Annotated in this window: 12 protein-coding genes; 9 read left to right on the forward strand and 3 right to left on the reverse strand. The window is 70.3% G+C overall.

Annotated elements, in window-relative coordinates:
• The first annotated feature begins 42 nt into the window (after nt 1-42).
• Nucleotides 43-3387 carry a phosphodiester glycosidase family protein gene (locus tag DMH03_RS17560; RefSeq protein ID WP_125793961.1) on the forward strand — a complete coding sequence of 1115 codons (3345 nt, stop codon included), beginning with the start codon at nt 43-45 and terminating at the stop codon, nt 3385-3387.
• Nucleotides 3388-3446: 59 nt separating this feature from the next.
• Here the strand turns inward: DMH03_RS17560 and DMH03_RS17565 are convergent, their stop codons facing one another.
• The gene (locus DMH03_RS17565) at nt 3447-4490 is read right to left on the reverse strand and encodes a M14 family zinc carboxypeptidase (protein ID WP_125793113.1); all 1044 of its coding nucleotides are present in this window, start codon (nt 4488-4490) and stop codon (nt 3447-3449) included.
• Between the two features lie 118 nt (nt 4491-4608).
• On the opposite strand from DMH03_RS17565, the gene DMH03_RS17570 reads away from it, so the two are divergent.
• Genes DMH03_RS17570 through DMH03_RS17580 form a run of 3 tightly spaced genes read left to right on the forward strand, consistent with a single transcriptional unit; the run spans nt 4609 to nt 7167 of the window.
• Nucleotides 4609-5523 (forward strand): ABC transporter ATP-binding protein, encoded by a 915-nt coding sequence (locus DMH03_RS17570; protein ID WP_125786048.1) that lies wholly within the window; start codon nt 4609-4611, stop codon nt 5521-5523.
• Nucleotides 5523-6338: an ABC transporter permease gene (locus DMH03_RS17575; protein WP_125793114.1), complete on the forward strand. Its 816-nt coding sequence runs from the start codon at nt 5523-5525 to the stop codon at nt 6336-6338. Before DMH03_RS17570 ends, DMH03_RS17575 begins: the two co-directional genes overlap by 1 nt.
• Nucleotide 6339: 1 nt before the next feature.
• Nucleotides 6340-7167: an ABC transporter permease gene (locus tag DMH03_RS17580; protein WP_125785930.1), complete on the forward strand. Its 828-nt coding sequence runs from the start codon at nt 6340-6342 to the stop codon at nt 7165-7167.
• A gap of 139 nt (nt 7168-7306) precedes the next feature.
• Here the strand turns inward: DMH03_RS17580 and DMH03_RS17585 are convergent, their stop codons facing one another.
• Nucleotides 7307-8737, reverse strand: a complete 1431-nt coding sequence (locus DMH03_RS17585) for a S8 family serine peptidase (protein ID WP_125793115.1) — start codon at nt 8735-8737, stop codon at nt 7307-7309.
• Between the two features lie 539 nt (nt 8738-9276).
• On the opposite strand from DMH03_RS17585, the gene DMH03_RS17590 reads away from it, so the two are divergent.
• From DMH03_RS17590 to proB, 5 genes are all read left to right on the forward strand, one after another.
• Nucleotides 9277-12360, forward strand: a complete 3084-nt coding sequence (locus DMH03_RS17590) for a translation initiation factor IF-2 N-terminal domain-containing protein (protein WP_125793116.1) — start codon at nt 9277-9279, stop codon at nt 12358-12360.
• Nucleotides 12361-12529: 169 nt separating this feature from the next.
• Entirely contained in the window at nt 12530-12844 is a 315-nt protein-coding gene (rplU, locus tag DMH03_RS17595; protein ID WP_005158538.1) for a 50S ribosomal protein L21, read from the forward strand.
• 38 nt (nt 12845-12882) lie between these two features.
• Entirely contained in the window at nt 12883-13140 is a 258-nt protein-coding gene (rpmA, locus tag DMH03_RS17600; protein WP_086846674.1) for a 50S ribosomal protein L27, read from the forward strand.
• Nucleotides 13141-13248: 108 nt separating this feature from the next.
• Nucleotides 13249-14706 (forward strand): GTPase ObgE, encoded by a 1458-nt coding sequence (gene obgE, locus DMH03_RS17605; RefSeq protein ID WP_125793117.1) that lies wholly within the window; start codon nt 13249-13251, stop codon nt 14704-14706.
• A complete protein-coding gene (gene proB / locus DMH03_RS17610; protein ID WP_125793118.1) occupies nt 14703-15812 on the forward strand; it encodes a glutamate 5-kinase in 1110 nt (369 codons plus the stop codon). The genes obgE and proB overlap by 4 nt, the downstream gene beginning before the upstream one ends.
• 48 nt (nt 15813-15860) lie before the next feature.
• Here proB and DMH03_RS17615 read toward each other — a convergent pair whose 3' ends face one another.
• Nucleotides 15861-16496, reverse strand: coding sequence for a TetR/AcrR family transcriptional regulator (locus tag DMH03_RS17615; protein WP_125793119.1), 636 nt, complete (start codon nt 16494-16496; stop codon nt 15861-15863).
• Nucleotides 16497-16525: the final 29 nt, after the last annotated feature.

Raw genomic sequence — 16525 nt, forward strand, 5'->3', positions numbered from 1 at the left:
TGTCACTCGATCGTGGGGTATTTCGTGAGAAGATCACGCCTGTTGCTGCTCGCTGCCCTGCTGCCCGGATTGTTCGTCGCCGCACCGGCGCACGCCGATCCTCTGGCCGCGCCACTCGGCCCCGCGCCCATCGAAGCCGCCCCCGCGGGCTCCTCGGCGAAGGAGGGGCCGTCCGCGTACGCCGTGGCCGCGCCCGACGACGGTCTCGTCACCACCAGCGCGACTTCGCGCGTGGCGCCGGGCCTGAGCCTGACCGAGTTCGACCGCTACGACCCGGCGGGCTGGATCCGCGGCGACACCCTCGCCGTCGACCTCACCAGCAAGACGCTCAAGCCGACGTATCTCAGCCCTGGCACGGTTTCCGCGCGGACACCGCTTTCGCAGCAGGTGTCCAGGGCGAGCGCGGTCGCCGGGGTCAACGGGGACTTCTTCGACATCAACGCCAGTGGCGCGCCGATCGGCGTCGGCATCGACGCCGGGAAACTCCAGACGGCGCCCGCGCGCGGTCACAACCTGACCGCGTCGATCACCGAAGAAGGCAAGGCACGGCTCGCGGAGGTGTTCCTCGACGCGTCGGTCACCCTGCCCGACGGCCGGGTCGTGCCCGCGTCGAACTTCAACAGCCCTGTGCTGAGCGGTGACGCGATCGGCGTCTACACCCCGCTGTGGGGCGCGTCTTCGCGACGGACTTCAGTCGCCGGAGCCCAGCGTGTCGTCGAAATCGAGGTTTCCGACGGCGTCGTCACGCAGGTGCGTCCGCAGCCCGCGGACGGTCCGATCGCGGCAGGCGCGACGATCCTGCTGGCCCGTGACGGCGGCGTGGACACGTTGTCCGGCTTGAAGACCGGCGACAGGGTGGGCGTCGCGTACGCGCCGAAGAGCGACGCGGGCAAGCTGTCCGTGTCGATCGGCGGAAACAAGGTCCTGGTGCGGGACGGCGCGATCCAGCCGGTCGACAACGTCGCCATGCACCCCCGGACCGCGGTCGGGTTCTCCGCCGACGGCACGAAGATGTGGCTGGCCACGGTCGACGGCCGTCAGGCGGACAGCCGCGGCATGACCGAACTGGAACTCGCCCGCCACCTGAAGTCGCTCGGCGCGGACGACGCGATCAACCTCGACGGTGGCGGCTCGTCGACCATGCTCGCCCGCGAGGAGGGCGAGAAGTCGCCGCTGGTGCGCAATGCGCCGTCGGACGGCGGGGAACGCCTGGTGCCCAACGGCATCGGCGTCGCCACCGTACCGGGAAGCGGGCGCCTGACCGGTTTCTCGCCCCGTCCCGCGCAGGACACCGCCGACGCGACGCGTGTGCTCTCCGGGCTGACGCGGAAACTCGCCGCCGGAGGCCACGACGAGACCGGCGCCGCCGTCGACGGCAAGGTCCAGTGGCTCAGTACGAATCCTGTCCGCGGCACCGTGACCGGTGGCGTGTTCACCGCGCACGCAGACAGGCTCCGCCCGGACGCGCCCGCGAACGTCGACGTCTACGCCAAGCGCGGCGGCGTCATGGGCAAGGCGACGCTGAACGTCCTCGGCTCACCGGTCCGCTTGGGCACGAGCACCGAGCAGGTCGCGTTGTCCGGCGAAGGCGCGAAGAGCACCTTCAAGGTGTTCGGCTACGACGCCGACGGCTACGGCACGTGGATCGAGCCCGACGACGTCAAACTCGACTACGACCCCGCGGTGGTGCGGATCGAACCGTCCGGCGACGGGTTCGCGGTCACCGCGCTGAAGGCCTCGGGTGCTTCGGCGATCACCGCCACCGCCGGCGGGAAGGTGACGCATCTGGCGGCGTCCGTCGGCACGGAATCCCGGGTGGCGGCGTCGTTGGACGGCCCGGCGGGCTGGACCGCCAGCGTCTTCCCCGCCGTCGTCGGCGCCGCGCTTTCCGAGGCACCCGGGCGTGACGGCGGACGCGGTCTCGCACTGGACTACCGGCTGAACGGGACCAACGCCACGCGCGCCGCGTACGTCAACTCTGCGTCACCGGTCGCGTTGCCGCCCGGCACCCAGCGGGTCGGCTTGTGGGTCAACGGCGACGCGAAGGGCGCCTGGCTGCGGGCGGAACTCCGCGACGCCGCCAACGTCCCGTCCGTCGTGGACCTTTCGCTGAGCGTCGACTGGACGGGCTGGCGCTACGTCCGCGCGGCGATCCCGGCCGGGCTTCCCGACGGGCAGCGGCTGACGAAGTTCTACGCCGTCGAAAACGTCCCGGACCAGCAGTACGAGGGACGTTTGGTGTTCGACGACCTCACCTTCGAGGTCGCGCCCGCGGCCGCCGTCCCGGCCGACCCGGCGCCGCGTGACCCGGCGCTGATCATCGACGGCGCCGCGACCGGTGGCCTGCGGATCGCCGTGGTCAGCGACGCGCAGTTCACCGCGGACCAGCCTGATGGCCCGCTGGTCGCCCAGGCCCGGCGCGCGCTGCGCGAGGCGGTGGCGGCGAAACCCGATCTCGTGCTGATCAACGGCGACTTCGTCGACCGCGGCACGGCCGCCGATTTCGTGCTGGCGAAGTCGATCATCGACGAGGAACTGGTCGGCAAGGCACCCTGGTACTACGTTCCCGGCAACCACGAGGCCGACGGCGGGCACGGGCTCGCGGAGTTCCGGGCGGCGTTCGGGGAGACCCACCGCGTCGCCGACGTCGCGGGCATCCGACTGGTACTGATGGATTCCTCGCGCGGTTCGCTGCGCGCGGGCGGATTCGACCAGGTCCGGATGCTGCGCGAGGCGCTGGACAGTGCGAAGACGGACAGGCGGATCCGCGGCGTGGTCGTCGCGATGCACCATCCGGTCAAGGACCCGAGCCCGGCCGGGAACTCGCAACTGGCCGACCGCAAGGAAGCCGCCATGCTGACCGGCTGGCTGACCGCCTTCGAACGCGAGTCCGGGAAGCAGACGGCCGCGATCGCCTCGCACGCGGGCGTTTTCTCCCTTTCGCGTGTCGACGGCGTGCCGTATCTGGTGAACGGCAACTCCGGGAAGTCGCCCGCGGCGGCTCCCGGTGACGGCGGCTTCGTCGGCTGGACGATGGTCCGGTTCGAGCCGGGCGACAAGGCGCAGCCGGTGCGGTTCGAAACGCGGCCGAACGTCGACGCGCTGACGCTGTCCGGGCCCTCGTCGCTGGCACGCGGGGAGAAGGCGGACGTGCGGGCGGTGGTGACGCAGGGAGCGCGTCAGGTGCCGGTTTCGTACCCGGTCAGCGCGGACTGGAAGGGCGGCTGGGGCACGCATGTCGCCGGCGGGTTCGTGCCCGCGATGCCGTGGGATGTCGCGTCGTTCGATCCAGCGACCGGGGTCCTGACCGCGCTGCGGGCTGGGGTGGCGAGCCTTTCGGTCACCGTCAACGGGGTGACGCGGAGTTTGTCGGTCACCGTCCGCTAACGCTATGAACGGTCCGTTCCTTGCAAAATTTGCAAGGAACGGACCGTTCATTGCACGCGTCAGGCGGCTTCGTGCTCCTCTTCGACCGTACCCGGCAGCGCCGGACCCCGCGGGGGGATCGCCTCGGCGGCGGCCGGGTCCACCTTCCGCACCGAACCGTCGGCCGCGGTCCGCGCGATCGCGAGCATCGAGGCCAGCGCGTCCTGGATCTGCTGCTGCTCCCGCTCCGGGATGAGGCTCAGTTCGATCAGCACGCTGCCGTTGCCGAGCAGCCCGTACCCGTTGCGCGCGATGCCCTGGTAGTCACCGCCGGGGTACTGCGAGACGTAGCCGCCGTTGCCGTCGATCGACCGCTGCACCACGACCGCGATCTGCTTCGCGAAGTCCACATCGGACGGTTTCACGCCCGGATGCGTCGGCCACATCGTCGAAGCGGTGATCTCCTTGCCGTCGGCGTCCCGGTACCGGCCCTGCATGTGGTAGTCGACCATGATGTCCGGCTTGAACGACGCGTTCCGCCGCTGGATCAGGCCCGCCTCGGTGGCCGGGTTGTCCTCGGGCGCGACGGCCGGGTCGTGATAGCGGTTGATGTCGTAACCCTTGCCCTTCTCACCGTATTCGGGAGTGGCCGTCGGGTCGTAGTTGTAGCGCCAGTCGCGCTCGTGGCCGTCCGGGTTGGCGCGCACGATGATGTCGACGGTCACCTTCGCGAGCAGTTTCTGCTGCCACGCGCTGTGCCCGACGCCGACCTTGCGCAGGAACTCGAGCGCGGCGGGCGTGCCGAGCGGCTCGTCGCCGTGCTGCTGGGTGACGTACTGGATCCGGGTCTTGCCGTGGCCGACCCTGGCCGCCCACACCGGACGGCCCTCGTTGCTGCGGCCGATCCTGTCCACCCGGATCTTCCCGTGGCTGAGCACGGCCAGCTTGTGCAGTTCGAAGGCCAGCTTGGCGGTGGAGGGCCGCGGGTCGACGGTCCGACCGTCCACAGTGGTCGCCGTGGTCTCGGTGGGCGCAGCGGTCTCGGCGGCCTGAGCGGCGGGCGCCACCAGGAGCCCGGCGCTGACAAAAACGGACAACAGGGCGGTTCCGGTCTTGAGCCTCATGGTCGGTGAGTATCGACGAGCCGGGGCCGTCCAACAAGGGTGCCGGTAAACCGGTCGAATTTTGTCGGTGGCAGGTCCTAGGGTGCCAACCGTGGGCGACTCAGAGCACGAACCGGCGATGGTGCAGGCGAAGGCGTTGGTCAAGCGTTTCGGCGATTTCGAGGCCGTACGCGGGATCGATGTCGAGGTCCGGCCGGGGGAGGCGTTCGGCTTCCTCGGGCCCAACGGCGCGGGCAAGTCCTCCACCATGCGGATGATCGCGAGCGTCTCCCCGCGCAGCGACGGCGACCTGCGGGTCCTCGGCATGGATCCGGACGTCGAGGGGCCGAAGATCCGTGCCCGGCTCGGGGTCGTGCCGCAGCAGGACAACCTGGACACCGAGCTCACCGTCCGGCAGAACCTGCAGATCTACGGCCGCTACTTCGGGCTCTCCCGGTCACACGTGCGGAGCAAGGCCGAGGAGCTGATGGAGTTCGCCCAGCTCACCGACCGGGCGAACGCGGAGGTCGATTCGCTCTCCGGCGGGATGAAACGGCGGCTGACCATCGCCCGCTCACTGGTCAACGACCCGGAACTGCTCCTGCTCGACGAACCGACGACGGGGCTGGACCCGCAGGCCCGCCACCTGTTGTGGGACAGACTGTTCCGGCTCAAGGCAGGCGGGACCACGCTGATCATCACCACGCACTACATGGACGAGGCGGAGCAGCTCTGCGACAGGCTGGTCGTGATGGACAACGGCCGGATCGCCGCCGAAGGTTCGCCAGCGGATCTGATCAGCCGGTATTCCACCCGCGAGGTCGTGGAGCTGCGCTTCCCCAACGGCGAGCAGGAGGCGGCCGCGAAGCAGATCGAGGGCCTCGCCGAACGCGTCGAGGTGCTGCCGGACCGAGTCCTGCTCTACACGATGACCGGTGAGGCCACTCTCGAACAGGCGCACGCACGCGGGCTGCGTCCCCTGTCGAGTCTGGTCCGCCGCAGTTCGCTGGAGGACGTCTTCCTCCGCCTCACCGGCCGGACGCTGGTCGACTGATGACGACAGCACAGACGAAGGCGTCGACGGGTCGTGTGGTCTCGCGCTGGGCGGGAGCCTGGTTGCGGGTCGAGGGCCATTGGATGTGGTACCGCCGGTACTGGGTGTCCACCTTGTATTCGACGGGTCTCCAGCCGGTGCTGTTCCTGGCCGCGATGGGGCTCGGATTCGGCTCCCAGGTGCAGGCGGGCGCGGCGACGAGCGGGTTCTCGTACCTCGAGTACGTCGCCCCGGCGCTGCTCGTCGCCGGCGCGGCGCAACTGGCGGTGGGGGAGTCGAGCTATCCCGTGCTGTCGGGGTTCAAGTGGCAAAAGGACTACCTGGCCGTCACCGCCACCCCGATCACCCCGGGGCAGGTGCTCGGCAGCCAGATCATGTGGGTGAGCCTGCGGCTGACCCTGGCGGGCACGATCTACGCCGTCATCGCGGCGCTCTTCGGATCCTGGACCGGATTCGGCGTTCTCGCCGTCATCCTGATCGGGACGCTCACCGGGATCGCGTGCGGCACCCCGGTGATGGCGCTGGCCGCGACCACCTACGACGAGGGCACCCGGTTCGGCCTGGTGTTCCGGTTCGTCCTGATCCCGATGACGTTGTTCTCCGGCACGTTCTTCCCGATCTCGCAGCTGCCGGATCCGCTGATGTGGATCGCCTGGATCTCCCCGCTGTGGCACGGCAACGAAGCGGCGAGGGCGGTCAGCCTCGGCACCGTCGGCCCGCTCGCCACCCTGGGCCACCTCGCCTTCCTGGTGGTGCTGGCCGGGGCGGGCTGGGCGTTGGCGCACAAGTACTTCTACCGACGGCTGGTGGTCTGAAATGGCAGTGCTCACCGAAGCCCCGCGGCGTGGGGTGCTGCTGCGTGTCCTGCCGTCCGCGCTGTACAGCGGCCGGTCGACGGCGGTGCTTGAGCGCACCTTCCTGACGTATTCGCACGCCTGGATGCTGTTCGTGTCCGGCGTCTTCGAGCCGCTGTTCTACCTGATGGCCTTCCAGCTGGGCTTCGGCAAACTCGTCGGCGAGGTCGTCGGGCCCGGCGGGCAGGCGATGAGCTACGTCGCCTTCGTCGCGCCCGGCCTGCTCGCGGCGTCGGCGATGAACGGCGCGATCCTCGACTCGACGTACAACCTGTTCTTCAAGCTGAAGTACGCCAAGCTGTACGACGCCATGCTCGCCACCCCGATCGGGCCGCTGGACATCGCGCTCGGCGAGGTCGGCTGGTCGGTGCTGCGCGGCGGGATCTACTCGGCGACCTTCCTCGGCGTGATGACCGTGATGGGGCTGCCCGGGTCGTGGTGGGCCCTGCTGATGATCCCGGCGGCACTGCTGATCGCGATGGCGTTCTCGGCCATCGGCATCGTGCTGGTGACCTTCCTGCGGTCGGTCTCGCAGTTCGACTACATCAACCTCGTGCTGATGCCGCTGTTCCTGTTCTCCACCACGTTCTACCCGCTTTCGGTCTACCCCGCGGGAATCCAGTGGATCGTGCAGATCTTCCCGCTGTACCACGGGATCGAGCTGATGCGCGGCCTCTCGGTCGGCGTCCTGTCGTGGGGTATGGCGGGGAACGTGGCGTATCTGCTGGCGCTGGCGGCCGTCGGGATCTACGCGTCTTCGAAGCGGTTCGGCAAGCTCCTGCTGCGCTGACCCGTACGGACCTGCCGCGGGTACGCCCAGTTCCGTGAAGGCCTCCTTGAGGGACTCTGGGGCCCTCAAGGAGGCCTTCACGGACTGGGTGATCGCCACGTGCGCCCCATAGGCACAGCAGTCACAGCGGCCCTGCTGCTCAGCGGGCCGGGTTCGAGCTGGATCGCCGCGGCGCCACGGCGGCCAGCGCGTCGACCATGCCGTGCCCGTAGAAGCCGTTGAACCCCGCGTACCCGGTGCAGTACGCGTCCTGAGAGCCGTCACCGGTCAGGTCGTAGTCGGCGGGACACGCGATCGGGGTGGCCTGGCCGTTCAGCGTCCGCCTCAGCTGGCGGGCGCTGTGACCGGGGTGTTCCGAAGCGAGCAACGCCGCGACACCGGCGACGTGCGGTGCCGCCATCGACGTCCCGCAGAGCGGCGCGTACCCGCCGGGAACGGTCGAAAGCACGCACCGCCCGGCCTCGCCGCCGGGAGCGGTCACATCGATCACGCCCAGCCCGTACGAGCTGTAACCGGCCTTGACCCGCTCTTCGCTCACCGACGACACCGTGACGACGTCACGGAGGCCGGCGGGCAGCGCCTGGCAGCCTTCGCTCTGGGTCCGCGCACCCGAGGGCGGCGAGGGCACCAGCGCGACGGCTTCGTTGGTCGCCGCCGCGACGGTGAGCGTGCCCGCCGAGGTCGCGTACTCGACGGCGCGGGCCATGACCTCGTTCACCACGCCCCGTTGATCGTCGTGGGCACACGAGAGCGACCACGGATCGACGAAGTAGCTGCTGTTCGTCACGGCCATGCCCTGTGAGGCTGCCCACATCAGCCCGCAGACGGCGGCCTCCGGGTCGGCGTACCCGCGATCGTCGATCACCTTCACCGAGGCGATCCGCACGCCGGGCGCCACCCCGGTGACACCTTTGCCGTCGTCGGCGGCGGCGATGATCCCCGCGACGTGGGTGCCGTGCACCGACGTCGTCGCGGCCCAGTTCCGGTCGGGCGCGCCGGTCAGGCAGCCCGCGGACTTGCCGGGATCGAGGGCGCTCGCCAGTTCGGGGTGGGTGGGGTCGACGCCGGAGTCGAGGACGCCGACGACGACGTCCCGGCTGCCGGGCTCCCGCTCACGGGCCCTGTCGGCGCCGATCGCGCGCATGTCCCATTGCTCGCCGGTGCGGTCCGCGGAAGGCACCTTCGCCGGATCCGTCGGTTCGAGTTCGGCGCGCGCGGGCGCCGATCTGGCCGGTGACGTGCCGTTGGCCCGCTGCACGGCCAGCCGTTCCGCCTGCGCGCTGAACGCGGCGGCCGGCCGGACCAGCTCGGCGAAGTCCTTGTCGGCCGAGGTCGCCACGGCCACCGCGATCTGCGGGTAGTAGATCGTCGTGCTGCCGCAGCCGCCGGTGACGGCCGCCCTGGCCTCGGCCTCGGAGGTGCCGCGGTCGAAGGCGATGACGTAACGCAGCGCACGTCCCTGGGGATGACACGATGGCTCCGCCTCGGCCGTCGCGACAGCGGCGACCGAGCCGCAGAGCACCAAGAAGGCGCACGCGGCCGCTCGCAGGGGCCGCCCCAGCAGGGACACCGGACCTCCCACCGGAGAACATCGGACAACGGGGGTCGCCGCGACCTGGGCCTGCCTGGACGTCGGTACCCCCGAGCGGCACGGTAGCCACCCTCGGCCGGGTCGACAAGCTCTCCCGCGAAGTTCGCTCGGCCGGTGGTCGCGGCGCGCCCGGGAGCCGGGTCTGTGGCACCGAGTACACCGGAGTGGGGCCGGGGTGTGGGATACTCACGATGGCCGCTGGCCGACGGGCACACGTGAGAGGTGGCGCTCGCGGTCTCGTGGCCCGGTGGTGTGCTGCACATCCTCCACACGCGTCGCCGCTTGTATGCGGCTCGACGACGTGGCGGGCGGCCCGATGTCGCGAACGTGGCCAGCGCTCCGCCGAGTAGACCTTCAGCCGTATGCGGCGCCCGGACAACCCCGGCGCGCCGTCGCGGTGCCGGGCAAGGATTCCCGCTGCTGGTGACCACCACGGCGGAACGAACAGAAAGGGGCCCCTGCGCGGCCGCGTCGAGCCGGTGTGAGCCAGCCGACGCGCCCGGGGGCGGAGGAGATATATGTCGAACGCGGACACACCCGCCGTCACCGGCGGGAATACCGCCACACCCATCGCAGCCCAGCTGGGCGAACTGCCTCCCCGGATCCGGGTGCACGCGCTGGCGAAGCTGCTGGGATCCAACAGCCGTGAACTGATGGCCAAGCTCGGTGAGCTCGGCGAGACCGTCCGGAGCGCGCAGTCCAGCGTCACTCGCGATGTGGCCTTCAAGCTCGCCGAAGCCCTTGCCGGCGGAGACGAGCCCGAGGCGGCCCCCGCTGCGGAGGCTCCTGCGGTCGAGGCACCCGTCGCCGAGACCCCGGCGGCTCCCGAACCCGAGGCGAAGCCCGAGGCCGAGCCGGAGCCCGCTCCGCAGGTGGAGGCCCCTTCGCGGCGTGTTCCGCCCGCGCTGGCCGCCCCGGTGACCCCGGAGCCGCCGCAGACGACGACCCGGCGATCGAAGGCCGCCGTGCACGTCCCGGTGTTCGCCGCGCCGTCGCCGGTGTTCCTGCCGCCGGAGCCCGTCTCGGCGAAGCCCGTCCGCAAGCCGGAGCCGGCCTTCACCGAAGAGACGGCTTCCGACGAGGACGAGACGCAGAACGACCAGGCCGAGGGCCACGGCACCGACGAGGACGGTGACGACGCCAACGGCCGTCGCCGCCGTCGTCGCGGACGTCGTGGCCGTGGCCGCGGCAAGGGCGGGGACGAGAACTCGGCCGAGTCCGAGAACGAGAACGAGGACGAGCAGCCCGAAGCCCCGCGCGGTCGTCAGCAGCGTGCGAAGGACAAGGAGAAGGCCGCCGAGGCCGAAGAGGCCGCGGCCGAGAACGCCGAAGAGGCGTCCGCCGACTCCGATTCGGACAACGACGCCGATTCCGACAACGGCAGCAAGCGCCGCCGTCGCCGTCGCCGTCGCAAGGGCGGGGACGACGACGCCACCGAGGCCACCAGCGACGACCCGCCCAACACGGTCGTCCACGTGCGCCAGGCCAAGGCCGCCGCCGAGACCGAGCGTCCCGCCAGGGACGAGGTCCGCAGCGTGCGCGGCTCCACCCGGCTCGAGGCCAAGCGCCAGCGCCGCCGGGACGGCCGCGAGGCGGGCCGGCGTCGCGCGCCGATCCTGTCCGAGGCCGAGTTCCTCGCCCGCCGCGAGTCGGTCGAGCGCACCATGGTCGTCGCCGAGAAGGGCGAGTCCACGCAGATCGGCGTGCTCGAGGACGGTGTCCTGTGCGAGCACTTCGTGACCTCGTCGGGCACCGGCTCGATCGTCGGGAACGTGTACCTCGGCCGCGTGCAGAACGTGCTGCCGTCGATGGAGGCCGCCTTCATCGACATCGGCCGCGGCCGCAACGCCGTGCTCTACGCCGGTGAGGTCGACTGGGACTCCGCCGGTCTCGAGGGCAAGGCCCGCAAGATCGAGCAGGCGCTCTCCAGCGGCGACTCCGTGCTGGTCCAGGTCACCAAGGACCCGGTCGGGCACAAGGGCGCCCGGCTGACCACGCAGATCTCGCTGCCGGGCCGCTTCCTGGTCTACGTGCCCGCGGGCGGTGCCACCGGCATCTCCCGGAAGCTCCCGGAGAACGAGCGCCGCCGCCTGAAGGACATCCTCAAGCGCATCGTCCCCGAGGACGCCGGTGTGATCATCCGCACCGCTTCCGAGGGCATCGCCGAGGAGGAGCTGGACCGTGACGTCCGCCGCCTCAAGGCACAGTGGGACGTCATCAAGGAGAAGGCCGAAGCCGGCAACGGCGGCAAGAAGAACAGCGCCCCGGTCATGCTCTACGAAGAGCCGGACCTGCTGGTCAAGGTCGTGCGTGACCTGTTCACCGAGGACTTCGCCAAGCTGGAGATCCAGGGCGACAAGGCCTGGAACACCATCTACGACTACGTGCAGCACGTGGCGCCGGATCTGGCCGACCGGGTCAAGCGGTACACGGGCACCGGTTCGGCCTTCGCCGACCACCGGATCGACGAGCAGATCACCAAGGCGCTGGACCGCAAGGTCTGGCTGCCCTCGGGTGGCTACCTGGTCATCGACCGCACCGAGGCGATGACGGTCATCGACGTCAACACCGGCAAGTTCACCGGATCGGGTGGAAACCTCGAGGAGACGGTGACCAGGAACAACCTGGAGTCGGCGGAGGAGATCGTCCGCCAGCTCCGGCTCCGGGACATCGGCGGCATCATCGTCATCGACTTCATCGACATGGTGCTCGAATCGAACCGTGAGCTGGTGCTGCGCCGCCTGACCGAATGCCTCGGCCGCGACCGCACCCGCCACCAGGTCGCCGAGGTCACCTCGCTCGGCCTGGTGCAGATGACCCGCAAGAAGATCGGCACCGGCCTGCTCGAGGCGTTCTCGACGCCGTGTGAGCACTGCAAGGGCCGCGGCGTGGTCGTCTCGACCGAGCCGCAGCGCACCGCCGGCGGTGGCAACGGTCACAGCCACGGCGGCAGTGGCGGCAGCAGCAGTGGCGGTGGCGGTGGCAAGGAGCAGGGCTCCCGCCGGTCCCGCGGTCGCGGCAAGGGCGAGGACCAGGGGCAGAACGAGCCCGCGGCGGCCAAGACCGAGGCTCCGCAGGCCTCCGGCCAGCGTGAGTCGGTGGTTTCGGCGGTCCAGGCCGTGGCCAACGCCGCCAAGGCGGCCAAGGGCGAGCACCCGCACGAGGTCACCGAGAACACCGAGGGCGCCGCGCTCAACGGCCACGCCCCGCAGGCGGCGGAGCAGCCCGCTGAGACGGTGAAGGAAGCTTCGGAGCCCGTTGCCGAGGCGACCGTCGAACAGGCGGCCGAGGCGGCAGCTGAGCCGGTTTCGGAGCCGGTCGTCGAGCCGCCCGCGACCGAACTCGCCGGTGAACCGGTGACGACTCCGGACGACGAGGCCCCGGCCGCGCGGGACGAAGAGATCGCCGTCGTCGGGGAATCGGGCCCTGAGCCCGAAGCTCCCGAGGTTCCGGTGACTCCTGAGAACGTTGTGACACCAGAGGTTTCCGAGTCCGAGGTGGACGTTCCGGCCCCGGCCGGTCCCGCCACCACTCGCCGTCGTCCGCGACGGGCGGCCTCGCGGCCGGCCGGTCCGCCGGTCAAGGCGTCGGAAAAGAGCTAGTGAACACCTAGGGGCACCCCGGTGTGATCGCACCGGGGAGCCCCACGTAACCTGTAGAACGGCCCGCCACCTAGAGCGGGCACCTTGCGCAGCATCTGGACCACCGAGACTTTCCTGGTGGGCCGATCACGCAAGCCCCCACCCGTTGTCGAGTAAGCAGGAGACTTCCGTGTCGGCGTACGCGATCGTCAAGACTGGCGGCAAGCAGTACAAGGTGGCCGTCGGCGACGTCGTCGAGGTCGAGAAGCTCGAAGGCGAGCCGGGTACCGAGCACACCTTCCCCGCAGTCCTTTTTGTGGACGGTGGCGACGTCACCACGGACGCCGATGCACTGGCGAAGGTCTCGGTCACCGGCAAGGTCGTCGAGCAGACCAAGGGTCCGAAGATCCGGATCCACAAGTTCAAGAACAAGACCGGCTACCACAAGCGCCAGGGTCACCGGCAGAAGCTGACCCGCGTCGAGGTCACCGGCATCTCCAAGTAGGACTTTCTCCGGATCTTCGTCAGAAAGAGGACTGAGCCATGGCTCACAAGAAGGGTGCGTCCAGCTCCCGCAACGGTCGCGATTCGAACGCGCAGCGACTGGGCGTCAAGCGTTTCGGTGGTCAGGAAGTCAACGCGGGCGAGATCTTGATCCGCCAGCGTGGCACCAAGTTCCACCCCGGCGTGAACGTCGGACGTGGCGGCGACGACACGCTGTTCGCCCTGGCCGCCGGTGCGGTCCAGTTCGGCGAGAAGCGTGGCCGCAAGACGGTCAACATCGTGCCGTCCGAAGCCTGAGTTTCGGCTTCAAGCTAGACCTCTGACGAGGGGTGGGCCGGAATATCCGGGCCCACCCCTCGTTTGTTTTGTGTATCCCTTTTTTTCGCGAGTGAATAGAGGCAAGTCATGGCGTCCCGGTTCGTGGACCGTGCGGTGATCCATCTGGCCGCCGGTGACGGTGGGAACGGCTGCGCCTCGGTGCACCGCGAAAAGTTCAAACCCCTCGGCGGCCCGGACGGCGGCAACGGCGGCAACGGCGGCGACGTCCTGCTGATCGTCGACCCGAACGTCCACACGCTGCTCGACTTCCACTTCCGTCCGCACGCCCGCGCCGGCAACGGCAAGCTGGGCCAGGGCGGCAACCGCGCCGGTGCGGCGGGGGAGACGCTGGAGATGCGGGTCCCGTCCGGCACCGTCGTGATGACGGAGGACGGCGAGATCCTGGCCGACCTGGTCGGCCCCGGCACCACCTTCGTCGCCGCGCAAGGCGGCCGTGGCGGACTCGGGAACGCGGCGCTGGCCTCCAAGGCCCGCCGGGCGCCCGGGTTCGCGCTGCTCGGCGAGCCGGGGCAGGCTCGCGACCTCGTCCTGGAGCTGCGTTCGGTCGCCGACGTCGGCCTGCTCGGCTTCCCGTCCGCGGGCAAATCGTCGCTGATCTCGGTGCTGTCCGCGGCCAAGCCGAAGATCGCCGACTACCCGTTCACCACCCTGGTGCCGAACTTGGGCGTGATCACCGCCGGGTCGACCGTGTTCACCATGGCCGACGTGCCGGGCCTGATCCCCGGCGCGAGCGAGGGCAAGGGCCTCGGCCTCGACTTCCTGCGCCATATCGAACGCTGCGCGGTGCTGGTGCACGTCATCGACTGCGCGACTTTGGAGCCCGGACGCGACCCACTGTCCGATATGGACGCTCTCGAAGAGGAACTCGCCCGCTACACCCCGAGTCTCGGCGGCGACCTCGCCGACCGGCCCCGCGTGGTGGTGCTCAACAAGATCGACGTCCCGGAGGCCGCCGAACTCGCGGAGTTCGTGCGCCCCGACCTGGAAGCCCGCGGGCTCAGTGTGTTCGAGATCTCCACGGCGACGAGGCAGGGACTCAAGGAACTGACCTACGCGCTCGCCGCCGTGGTCGAGAAGTACCGCGCCGACCAGCCCGCCCCGGAGCCGGCGAAGGTCGTGCTGCGCCCGATGGCTGTCGACGACGCGGGCTTCACCGTCGAGCACGACCCGGAGGAGGAAGGCGCCTTCATCGTCCGGGGTGTCCGTCCCGAGCGGTGGATCCGCCAGACGAGCTTCGGCAACGACGAGGCCGTCGGCTACCTTGCGGACCGGTTGCAGCGGCTCGGCGTCGAGGAGGCGCTGGCTCGCAAGGGCGCCGTACCGGGGAGCCCGGTCACCATCGGCGACGTCCAGTTCGAGTGGGAGCCGTCGACCCCGGCGGGCGTCGCGGTGCACCTTTCGGGCCGCGGCACGGACGTGCGGCTGGAGAACACCGACCGGATCGGTGCCGCCGAGCGCAAGGAAGCCCGCCGGATCCGTCGTGACGGCCCGGACGGTGTCGAAGACGAGATGGACGACGAGTGAGCTCGACCCGTGGTGCGATCGCCGACGCGAAGCGGGTGGTCGTCAAAGTCGGTTCCTCCGCGCTGACCACCGCCGGCGACGGTCTCGACGTCGCCAGGCTGGACGCGCTGGTCGACGCGATCGCCGACCGGGTGTCCCGCGGCACGCAGATCGTGCTGGTGTCTTCGGGAGCGATCGGCGCGGGACTCGCGCCGCTCGCGCTCGGAAAACGACCGCGTGACCTCGCCACCCAGCAGGCCGCGGCCAGCGTCGGCCAGCTCGCGCTGGCCCATGCCTACGCCGAGTCGTTCGGCCGGTTTTCCCTGACCGTCGGCCAGGTCCTGCTGACCTCGGACGACGTCGTGCGCCGTGCGCACTACCGCAACGCGCAGAACACGTTCACCCGGCTGCTGGCCCTCGGCGCGGTGCCCGTGGTCAACGAGAACGACACCGTGGCCACCGAAGAGATCCGCTTCGGCGACAACGACCGGCTGGCCGCGCTGGTGGCCCACCTCATCGGCGCCGACGCCCTGGTCCTCTTGTCCGATGTGGACGGTCTGTACGACGGGGATCCGCGTGACGGCGCGACTCGTAAGATCGCCGAGGTCGCCGGAGACTCCGATGTGGACGGCATCACCGTCGGCATGTCGAGCTCCGGGCTCGGTACCGGAGGAATGGTCTCGAAGCTCGCCGCGGCCCGCACCGCCGCCGGCGCCGGCATCCCGGTCCTGCTCGCCGCCGCTTCCGAGGCCGCGCGAGCCCTCACGACCGCCGAGGTCGGCACGGCGTTCGCCGCCGCGGACTCCCGGCTGTCGGCCCGCCGGTTCTGGCTGGGCTACGCCGCGGGCGCGTCCGGGAAACTGCATCTCGACGACGGCGCGGTCGCGGCCGTCGTCCGTCGTCGCCGCTCCCTGCTCGCCGCCGGGATCACCGGCGTCGACGGCGACTTCCAGGCGGGCGACGTCGTCGACCTGGTCGACACCCGGCAGCGGACCGTGGCGCGCGGCGTCGTGGCTTTCGACGCGGGCGAACTGCCCGACCTCATCGGCCGCTCCAGCCACGACCTCCCCGCCGAACAGCGACGCGAGGTCGTCCACGCGGACGACCTCGTCCCCCTTCGTCGCTAGGGCACCAGGCCCCACCGAAAGGCTCAAGCGAATAGCAGGGGGCCTTTACTATCGCTTCCCCGGATCGGCGAGGTGGCCGACGAGCCGTGCCAGCTGTTCGCCGTACGCCTCGGCGAACTCGGCCGAGTCGGGCTCCTGACCCGAGACGGCTCTCACGATCCGGGGCAGGGCCAGCGCGGCGCTGGACGCGGCCATGAAGATCACCAGCAGGAACGCCGGATCGAGGTCGGCGGGAAAGTCGCCCGCGGCCTGGCGGGCCCGGACGTACTCGACCTGCCGCCGGAGGAATTCGCGCTGGTCTTCGACTCCGATCGCGCCCGGGGCGCCATCGGTCAGGTTCTCCCAGAGGAACAGTTTGGCGAGATCGTGGTCCCGGACCCCTGACTGCACGAAGAACCGGACCACTTCGGCGAACGGCCTGTCGTGGTCGGCGACCGCGGCGTAGCCGTCGTACATCGTCGCGGTCAGCGCGTTGTACAGCCCTTCCTTGCCGCCGAAGTAGTACGAGATCAGCTGCTTGTTCACGCCCGCCTTCGCGGCGATCTCGCTGACTCGTGCCGCGGCGTAACCCTTCGCGCCGAACTCGGCCTTCGCCGCCTCCAGGAGCTGCGTCTTGGTGCGCTCGGGGTCGCGCTGGCGTTCGACGGGGGCGCGGCGTGGGCTGCGCGGGGCGGCTTCGGACATGGGATCACCTTAGCCGCTGACTCTTTCAA

Source organism: Amycolatopsis sp. WAC 01376 (assembly GCF_003947415.1).
Lineage (GTDB): Bacteria > Actinomycetota > Actinomycetes > Mycobacteriales > Pseudonocardiaceae > Amycolatopsis.

Coding starts and splice junctions, on each gene's coding strand:
- DMH03_RS17565 (WP_125793113.1), bottom strand. CDS start 4,490: ATGAGGCTCAAGACCGGAACCGCCCTGTTGTCCGTTTTTGTCAGCGCC.
- DMH03_RS17570 (WP_125786048.1), top strand. CDS start 4,609: ATGGTGCAGGCGAAGGCGTTGGTCAAGCGTTTCGGCGATTTCGAGGCC.
- DMH03_RS17575 (WP_125793114.1), top strand. CDS start 5,523: ATGACGACAGCACAGACGAAGGCGTCGACGGGTCGTGTGGTCTCGCGC.
- DMH03_RS17580 (WP_125785930.1), top strand. CDS start 6,340: ATGGCAGTGCTCACCGAAGCCCCGCGGCGTGGGGTGCTGCTGCGTGTC.
- DMH03_RS17590 (WP_125793116.1), top strand. CDS start 9,277: ATGTCGAACGCGGACACACCCGCCGTCACCGGCGGGAATACCGCCACA.
- rpmA (WP_086846674.1), top strand. CDS start 12,883: ATGGCTCACAAGAAGGGTGCGTCCAGCTCCCGCAACGGTCGCGATTCG.
- obgE (WP_125793117.1), top strand. CDS start 13,249: ATGGCGTCCCGGTTCGTGGACCGTGCGGTGATCCATCTGGCCGCCGGT.
- DMH03_RS17615 (WP_125793119.1), bottom strand. CDS start 16,496: ATGTCCGAAGCCGCCCCGCGCAGCCCACGCCGCGCCCCCGTCGAACGC.